The sequence below is a fragment of the Longimicrobiaceae bacterium genome, from assembly GCA_035696245.1.
Taxonomy (GTDB): Bacteria; Gemmatimonadota; Gemmatimonadetes; order Longimicrobiales; family Longimicrobiaceae; genus DASRQW01.
The window spans coordinates 1-8,719 of record DASRQW010000228.1; the positions used below are offsets into that span (position 1 = coordinate 1).

Genomic DNA, 8,719 nt, shown 5'->3' on the forward strand with positions numbered 1-8,719 from the left:
CACGCGCTTGCCGTTGATCTCCACCGACTCCTCGCCCCGGTTGGTGACGGTCGCCAGCGCCTGCCGGTTCTCGCGCGGGATCAGCACGGGGATGCGCCCCGGCCCCCGTTGCGCGATGAAGTAGTAGTGGTGCGCCACGCCCTCGTCGAGCACCACGGCGCCCGCGCTCGCCACGTACTCGTGCAGCTGCTCGCCCGACGCGGTGACGGTCTTCTCGCTGAACCGCCCGTTGCCCACGGTGCCCACGATGCGGCGCGGCGAGTCGCCGCCGATCTCCACCTCGTAGGCCACGGGGTCGCTCTGGATGCCGGTGGCGCGCAGCCGCGGCGCCAGCTCCAGCGTGCCCGTGGGCAGGCGCAGGTTCACGCGGCCGCTGGCGACCACCTGGCCGCCGGAGCCGCTGCCGGTGGAGCGGATGCTGAACTCCTCGGTGCCCACCGGCTGCCCGCCCACCCAGATGCGGAAGGTGCCTGCGTCGTTGCCGCCCTGCGCGGCCAGGCCGGCGGGGAGCGCGAACGAAGCCGCGAAGAGAGAGGCGCGCAGGGCGCGCCGGATGGTCCGAATCATGGAGCCTGCTTTCGTGGGGGAGCGCCGGGCGCTCTCGCGGTGAGCCGGCGCGGCGTGCCTTCCCGCGCGTCCGGCTATGGGAGGCGTACCCCCGCGGCGGACGGGTGTTTCCCGCGGTGGGGCAGGCTTCACGCCACGTTCCCTGGGTCGCGGGGGGCGATGAACACCTTGTGACGTATCTTCTGCAGGATATGTTCGTACATCTCGCGGCCCCGCTCGGCGCTGGCCTTCGTGGGCTGGCCGATGGAGCCGGGGCAGCCTTCGGGCAGGGTGTGCAGGCGACCGCGCACGAACTTTCGCATCTTCTCGGGGTCCATCGTGTAGTCCTTGGCCTCGGCCATGTTCACCGCGCCGGGGCGGAGGTGCAGCAGCAGCGAGGTCAGGATCTCGCCGCCGTGCTGCGGCCCCGGATCGCCCTCCACGAAGCGCGACAGGTCCACCGACAGCGCCTCCACCACCCGCACCCGCGCGTGCGCGGCCGAGACGGTGGCGATGGCCTCGGCGTGCGGCTCGTGCAGCTGGGCGGTGATGGCGATGAACTCGTCGAAGCCGTGCGCCGCCCACGAGGCCAGCAGCTCGTTGAGCGCGCGGTGCAGCGTCTTGGCCTTGAGGGTGGCGGTCCCGGCGTAGTCGCTCTCGCTGGGCAGGTTCACGCCGTACGTGAACGGCGGCGCCCGCAGCACGCCGAACTCCTGCGACAGGTCCGTCGCCAGCGACTCGGCCACGCAGGTGCCGGCGCCGAGGGGCAGGTGCGGCCCGTGCTGGTCGCACGCGCCCACGGCCAGTATCAGCCGCCGGTCGCGCTCCAGGTGGGCGGCGACGGCGGTCCAAGGCAGGTCGGTGAGGGCGTAGGAGCGCAGCGGACGGGAGCTTCCGGAGTTCATGAACGATTCTGTGGAGGGCGGGGGGCAGCAAGCGCCGGGCCATGCGCCCGCCGGCCCGCGCGCCGTGGCCGGCTGGGCCGCGGGATGGGCGGCCGTCGTGGCGCTCGCGTGGTGGACGTCGGCGCTCACGCCGGGGTGGCTCGCCGCCTCCGCCGTGCTCGCGCTCGCGTGGGCCCTGCTGGCGCGAGAGGCGGGGCGGGCGTGGCGCATGGCGGCGTCCGTGGCGTTCCTGGCGGCCCTGAGTATAGGCGCGGGCGTGCAGTTCCGCCTGTACCAGGTGGCGGCCGACTGGGAGCACGTGCGCGCCTCGGCCGAGGAGAAGGCGGCGGGCGACCTGCGCGAGGGGCTGGACGACCTGCTCCAGCGCGCCGAGGCCGCCGTCTCCGGCGCGGCGAGCGCCGCCCAGGCCACCCGCGCCCGCCCCGGCGCGCCCGCGCCCCCGGCGCTCTTCACCCGGCTGGCGGAGATGCGGGCCGACGCCGGCGTCTCCGCCCTGGCCGTGTACGGGCCCGACGGGTCGCCGCTGGCATGGTCCGGCGAGCACCGCGGCAACGTGCCCGAGGCGGTGAGGACCGGCCAGGCGGAATACTCCTTCTCGTCCGGCCCGCTCTTCGGATACGTGTACTTCACGCGGCGGTTCGCCGGGGGGCGGACGGCCGTGGCCGCGGTGCTGCTGGAGGCGCACGTCGCCGTCGGGGAGGGCGGCAGGCCTTTCGCGGACCGCTTCACGCAGACGCACGGGCTGACGCCGCGCTTCACCACGCCGGACCGGGCGCAGGGCGCCTCCGTCTGGGACTGGTCGCTGGGCAAGCCCATCCTGAGCGTCGTCTTCGCCACGCTCACGCAGGAGCGCTGGCGCGACCGCGTGGCCGAGCGCGGGCGCTGGGCCGTGGGGATCGCGTGGCTGGCCGCCGCGCTCCTCGTCTGCGGCGCCTGGTTCCGGACGCGCCGCACGCCCGGCGTGCCCGTGATCGCCGGGACGGCTGCGCTGCTCGCCCTGCCGCTCGGGTCGATGGCGGGGGCGGAGGGCGTCTTCTCCCCCCTGCGCTTCGTCCTTCCCCTCCCGGGCGACGTCAATCTCGGCCAGCTCTTCATCGTCCTCTGCGGCGTGGCGGTGTGGGTGCTCTCCCGCTCGCGCCCGGGCCGGCTGATGGCGCGCATCCCCCTGCTCGTCCGCACCGCGGCGGCGGCGGCGGCGCTGGCCGGGGCCGCGTGGATCGTCCGCGCCTCCGTGGCGGAAGGCGTGCTGGCCGAGCACGCCGCCGGCGGCGTCGGCCTCGTGCTGGCGATGACGCTCCTCGCATCCCTCCCCCTGCTCGCCCTGCTCAGCCGCTCGCCCCGAGAGGTGCCGCGGCGCGAGCGAGTGGAGCTGGTCGCGTTCGGCCTCGTCCTGGCCGCCCTGCTCGGCATCGCACTCGTCTTCTGGTGGCGGCCCGGGCGCGACCTGCCGTTCTGGACGGCGGCGCTGTGGGCCATCCCCTTCGGCGTGGTCGCCGCCGTGCTGCCGCGCTCGCAGGTGGGCCGCGGCGCGCTGCTGCCGTGGATCGCCGCGGGGTGGATCGCCGGGTCGATGTCGCTCTCCCACCTCTGGGTGCTGCACCTGGAGGCGCGGCTGGACCAGGCGGAGCAGGAGCTTTCCCGCCTCGGCACCCGCGCCGACCCGTTCCTGGACTTCCTCCTCCGCCAGTTCGCCGAGAAGGCGCTGTTCTACTCGGCCGAGGGGCGCGAGGGCGTGAGCCTGCTCTACCAGGCGTGGGTGGAGGGCGGGCTGGCGAAGGAGGGCTACGAAGCACGCATTACGCTATGGGACGGGCGGACGCCCAGCGCCGAGCTGCGCCTCAGCGACTCGCAGATCCCGCCGGAGCTGGTGCCGGGGATGCTCGCGTCGGCCCGCGCGGCCGAGGAGCCCATCGTGCAGCGTTACACCGAGCTGGACGAGCTGCACTACCTGCTCGTCGTCCCCCTCCCGGGGGGCCGGACGATCTCCGTGGCCGTCCCGCCGCGCCGCAGCCTGGGCCGCTCCACCGCGCTCGCCCGGTTCCTCGATCCCGGAGGAGATTCGGACCCGGAGGGCGGGATCACCAGCCTGAGCCTGGTCACCGCACCGCCGGGGCCGCGCGCGCTGCCGGAGGGCGGCATGCGCTGGATCGCCACGCGCGACGGGTGGCGCAGCGAGGCGGTGGTGGAGTTCCCGTCCGGCCCCATGCACGCCCACCTGCTGGTGCAGACGCCGTCGCGCACGATGCTGCTGGTGCACGGGCTGCTGGGCGAGTTCGGCATCGTTGTGGTGATGGCGCTGCTCTGGTCGCTCGCGCGGACGCTGTGCGGCGAGCCGTTCGGCGTGGACCCCGGCGGTTGGGGATGGCTGTGGAGCTTCCGGGGGCGGCTCACGCTGGCCCTCTTCGCCTTCTTCCTTCTCCCCATGGCGGCGTTCGGCGCCACCACGTACCAGGCGCTGTCGCGGGAGGTCGTGCGCACCGCGTCCGCTCTCGCGCAGCGGGCGCTGGGCCAGGCGGCGGGGGAGATGCAGTCCGCGCCGTTGGAGCAGCTGGGCCCGCTCGTCGGCTCCGACCTGCTCCTCTATCACCGGGGCGTGCTCGTGGAGGGCACGTCGCCGGAGGTGATCGACCTGGGCCTCTACCACACCTGGCTGCCCGCACGCGTGCAGCTGGACTTCAGCGTCGCGGAGGGAACGGCGGAAGAGGAGGAGCGCAAGCTCGCGGGCCACCGCTACCTGGTCTCCTACCGCCGCCTGGGCGCCAGCGATGTGCTGGCCGCGCCCGTCCCCCTCGCCTCGGCAGAGATTTCTCGGCGCCAGCACGAGCTGGCCTCGGTGGTCCTCCTCGCCAGCCTGGCCGGCGCCGCGCTGTCGGTCGTCCTCGCGCTGCTGGTGGGACGCGCGTTCTCGCGGCCCATCGAGGGGCTGAGCCGCGCGGCGGCGGCCGTGGGCGCGGGCGACCTGTCCGTGCGCCTCCCGGCAAGGAGGCGCGACGAGTTCGGCGGGCTCTTCCGCTCGTTCAACCGCATGGTACGCGGGCTGCGGCAGGCCCGCGGCGACCTGGAGCGCGAGACGGAGCGGACGGAGGCGATCGTCTCCGAGGCGGGCACGGGCGTGCTGGCGCTGGACTCCGCGGGCCGCATCGCCCTCATCAACCGCCGCGCCTGCCAGATCATGGGCGTGGAGCTGGAGGCCGGGCAGCGCATCCCCCGCGACCTGCCGATGCCCGCCGTGGTCGCGGAGGCCGTCTCGGCCTTCCTCGCATCGGGCGCGCGCGAGTGGGCGGACGAGCGCGAGGTGGACGACCGCGTGGTGCGCATGCGCCTGCGCCGCCTGCCCGTGCCGGTGAGCGACCGCGGCGCCGTGCTGGTGCTGGAGGACGTGACGGCGGAGATCCGGTCCGCGCGCGTGCTGGCGTGGGGCGAGATGGCCCGCCAGGTCGCGCACGAGATCAAGAACCCGCTCACACCCATCAAGCTGGCCGTGCAGCACATCCGCCGCGCGCACGCTGACCGGCGCGACGACTTCGGCGCCATCCTGGACCGCAACGTCGACGCGGTGCTTCGCGAGATCGACCGCCTGGGCGAGATCGCGCGCGCGTTCGCCCGGTTCGGCACCCCGTCGGACTCCGCCCAGCCGCCGGAGCCGGTGGACGTGGGGCCCGTCGCGAACGAGACGCTGGCGCTGTACCGCGGCGGGCAGGACGGCATCGCCTACCGCGTGGAGGTGGAGCCGAGCACCCCGCGCGCCTTCGCACGCGTGGGCGAGCTGAAGGAGGTGCTGGTGAACGTGCTGGAGAACGCCCGCGCCGCCCTCCCCGAAGGCGGCGAGGTCGCCATCTCCGCGCGGCCGGTTGGCGGCGGCGCGTGGGTGCAGCTCGACGTGGCGGACACCGGAGAAGGCATCCCCGCGGACCTGCTGCCACGCGTGTTCGAGCCGCAGTTCTCCACCCGCACCAGCGGCACCGGCCTGGGCCTCGCCATCGTCCGCCGCCTCGTGGAATCCTGGGGCGGGGAGGTGACGGTCGATTCTGAGCCCGGCGCCGGCACCACCGTCCACGTGCGGCTGCGGTCGGAAAACGCCTGGGCCGCCATGCAACTCACGGACGAAAACGATAGACCGAAAACCGGTCTATAACTTATCCCCAACCCCGACGACTGACCGAGCAGAAGTTCTCTGCGGATCTGCTATGGGGTGTGGAACGTCTACGTCCTCGCTCTGTAGTGGAAGACGCTTGGGCTTCCCGAGCGTGATTCTTACCCAAACTTTCAACTGGTTCTATGTCTCATATCCCGCCGCGAATTCGCCACCAGCTTAGGGCTGAAGTCGGCTTTGGATGTCCCGTTGACGGTTGCGGATGCCCTTTTTTGGAGTATCACCACTTTGACCCACCACGCAGAGTGCGAGATCACAACGACCCGGCGGGGATGATTGCGCTTTGCGCTCGCTGCCATGACCAGGCAGACGGAGGAGCATGGACTGTTGATCAACTACGCGCAATGAAACGATCTCGGGACCCGCGACTTCGTGAGAGATTTAGGTGGCTCAGGCGTGACATGGTTACAGCAGTAGGGGGAACCCTCTTTCAGGTCAAAACTCCGCTTGAAATCGGCGGGAAGCCCGTCGTGTGGTTCAATCGGGATCGCGAGGGCCAGCTGTTACTGAATTTTGAGATGCCGGCTAGTTCTGGTGAGCCGCGCGCAGTGCTCGTCAACAATGATTGGCTAGTACGAGGGGAGCTGATGGATCTATTCGCTTCTCCACTCGGCCGGAAACTAGTTGTGAAATTTGCGGGCGGCGATTCACTAAGTATAGAGTTCTCAGAGGCGCTCTCCGCCGCTTCCCTCGCGAAGCGGTGCCGCGCGAGAGGAATGTCGGTTTCGACGCTTCCTTCAGCGTTACAGTTCCCCATCACCTTGTGTGAGATTTCGCTTACAGTAGCTGAAGCGGGGATCAGTGTTTCGCCTTCTGCTATTAGCGTTCCTGGCTTCAGTTTTATTGGTGGATTGTTTCAACACGCTGATGGCTTTGGAGGTATTGGTCTCTCGCTGTGACCCTGTACGCTCACAAATGAGTATGTGGTAAGTACGCGGTCACCAGCACGGCTGCTGTTTAGAAGTACTGTCGAAGTACGATTTCGCAGCTCGTTCCGTAGCAGTCTTCCTCTTCGGCAGGTGCTCTCGCGTCGCGCCCGCAGCGCACTTCGGGACGTCCGGTTTGACAGGTGAACGGAGTGGACACTATGTTGCGCGCCTCTCGCGGGCTATCCACTCCTCCAATCCCCGTCCAACCGTGCTCGCTCGGGCTCTTTCCGCCGCAGTCCTCGGGATCGACGCGTACCTCGTGACCGTGGAGGCCGACGTAGCGAGCGGCCTTCCCGCCTTCGCCACCGTGGGCCTACCGCAGGGTGCGGTGAAAGAAGGCAAGGAGCGCGTCATCTCCGCCGTGCAGAACAGCGGCTATCTCGTTCCCCCGAAACGCATTACAGTGAACCTAGCGCCCGCGGATCGCCCCAAATCGGGGAGCGCGTTCGACCTGCCCGTCGCGCTCGGCATTCTAGCGAGCACGGGGCAGATGGACAGCATCGAGCGGCTGGACAGGTTCGCGCTGGTGGGGGAGCTGGGTCTGGACGGCGGATTGCGGCCGGTGCGCGGGGCGCTGCCCATCGCCATCGCGGCGCGGGATGCGAAGCTGACCGGAATCGTGCTCCCACAGGAGAACGTGGCGGAGGCGGCGGTGGTGGACGGGCTGGAGGTGCGCGGGGCGACGAACTTCGAGCAGGTGGTGAAGTTCATGGAAGGCTCGGCCGACCTGCCCGTCGCGCACGTGGACCGCGACGCGCTGTTCCGCACGTCGTGCGAGCACGATGCGGACTTCGCCGACGTGAAGGGCCAGGAGCACGTGAAGCGCGCGCTGGAGGTCGCCGCCGCGGGCAGCCACAACATCCTGATGGTCGGCCCGCCCGGCTCCGGCAAGACGATGCTGGCGCAGCGCATCCCCGGCATCCTCCCGCCGCTCACGTTCGAGGAGGCGCTGGAGACCACGAAGATCCACTCCGTGGCCGGGCTGCTGAACGGCGGGCGGTCGCTCATCAGCACGCGGCCGTTCCGGAACCCGCACACCACCATCTCCGACGCGGGGCTCATCGGTGGCGGGTCGAATCCGCGGCCGGGCGAGGCGTCGCTGGCGCACAACGGCGTGCTCTTCCTCGACGAGCTTCCGGAGTTCCGCCGCAACGTGCTGGAACAGCTCCGCCAGCCGCTGGAAGATGCGCGGATCACGCTCTCCCGCGCGGCCATCTCGCTGACGTACCCGTCGAGGTTCATGCTCATCGCAGCGATGAATCCGTGCCCCTGCGGCTATCACGGCGACAGCCAGCGCAAGTGCTCGTGCGCGCCGCCGGCCGTGCAGCGCTACCTCTCGCGCGTGTCCGGGCCGCTGCTGGACCGGTTGGACCTGCACGTCGAGGTGCCGGCGGTGCGCTACCGCGACCTGGCGGACCGGCGCCTGGGCGAGCCCTCGGCCGCGATCCGCGAGCGGGTGACGCGCGCACGCGAGATCCAGCGCGAGCGGTTCGCGTCGCGCACGGACATCCACGCCAACGCGCACATGGGCGCCCGCGACCTGCGCGAGTTCTGCCGCGTGGGCGAGGGTGGCGACGCGCTCCTGCGCACGGCCATCTCGCGCCTGGGCCTCTCCGCCCGGGCGTACCACCGCGTCCTCAAGATCGCCCGCACCATCGCGGACCTCGCCTGCGCCGCGGAGATCGAGACCTCCCACGTCTCCGAAGCCGTCCAGTACCGTTCCCTCGACCGCGTCCTCGTGGCCTGACGGGCTGAGCGGTCCCGCATCTCCGGAACGCGAATCCGCAGCCGCGCATAGAATGCACGGCTGCGGATTTCGTTCTTTCCCACATCTCCCGAAGGCTGTTCAGACGTCAGTCAGACACACTCGCATCGGCTAGAAGAATAAGGATGCGCATCTGGTCATCTCCGATGAGCAGTATCGTCGGTAGCCGAAGGATGCGCAGTTCGCCGTTTGGTCAGCCGCCGAGGAAGTGGGTGACGTACCATTGGACGATGGCGTTGCCCCAGGGCTCGGTGATGGCGGCGCCGAGAGCGAGGAAGATGCCGAACGGCACCAGCTTGCCCGTCTTGATGCTGATGGGGCCGAAGATGACGCTGCCGAAGAACGCGCCTAGGAAGAGCGTCAGCAGAACGCCCACCGGGCCGAGGAAGGCGCCGACCATCGCCATCATCTTGATGTCGCC

General features: G+C 70.8%; 6 protein-coding genes. 3 read left to right on the forward strand and 3 right to left on the reverse strand.

Translation table 11 applies throughout. The features are described from left to right. Window positions 1-567 (reverse strand): hypothetical protein (locus VFE05_10775; protein ID HET6230541.1); only part of this gene is annotated, 567 nt, incomplete at its 3' end. Between the two features lie 128 nt (window positions 568-695). Continuing rightward, entirely contained in the window at window positions 696-1,451 is a 756-nt protein-coding gene (locus tag VFE05_10780; protein ID HET6230542.1) for a creatininase family protein, read from the reverse strand. On the opposite strand from VFE05_10780, the gene VFE05_10785 reads away from it, so the two are divergent. The 3 genes from VFE05_10785 (at window position 1,450) to VFE05_10795 (ending at window position 8,280) form a co-directional block, all read left to right on the forward strand. Then, the gene (locus VFE05_10785; protein HET6230543.1) at window positions 1,450-5,586 is read left to right on the forward strand and encodes an ATP-binding protein; all 4,137 of its coding nucleotides are present in this window, start codon (window positions 1,450-1,452) and stop codon (window positions 5,584-5,586) included. The two genes, VFE05_10780 and VFE05_10785, sit on opposite strands and share 2 nt — an antisense overlap. 419 nt (window positions 5,587-6,005) lie before the next feature. After that, window positions 6,006-6,503 (forward strand): hypothetical protein, encoded by a 498-nt coding sequence (locus tag VFE05_10790; GenBank protein ID HET6230544.1) that lies wholly within the window; start codon window positions 6,006-6,008, stop codon window positions 6,501-6,503. A gap of 238 nt (window positions 6,504-6,741) precedes the next feature. After that, complete coding sequence (locus tag VFE05_10795) at window positions 6,742-8,280, forward strand: YifB family Mg chelatase-like AAA ATPase (GenBank protein HET6230545.1); 1,539 nt, start codon at window positions 6,742-6,744, stop codon at window positions 8,278-8,280. Between the two features lie 211 nt (window positions 8,281-8,491). On the opposite strand, the gene VFE05_10800 is transcribed toward VFE05_10795, so the two are convergent. Then, window positions 8,492-8,719, reverse strand: a 228-nt coding sequence (locus VFE05_10800; protein ID HET6230546.1) for a hypothetical protein, incomplete at its 5' end; no start/stop codon positions are given.

Bases quoted from the DNA above. Each gene is read 5' to 3' on its own strand.
- VFE05_10785 (HET6230543.1), top strand. From the start codon at position 1,450: ATGAACGATTCTGTGGAGGGCGGGGGGCAGCAAGCGCCGGGCCATGCG.
- VFE05_10780 (HET6230542.1), bottom strand. From the start codon at position 1,451: ATGAACTCCGGAAGCTCCCGTCCGCTGCGCTCCTACGCCCTCACCGAC.
- VFE05_10790 (HET6230544.1), top strand. From the start codon at position 6,006: ATGGTTACAGCAGTAGGGGGAACCCTCTTTCAGGTCAAAACTCCGCTT.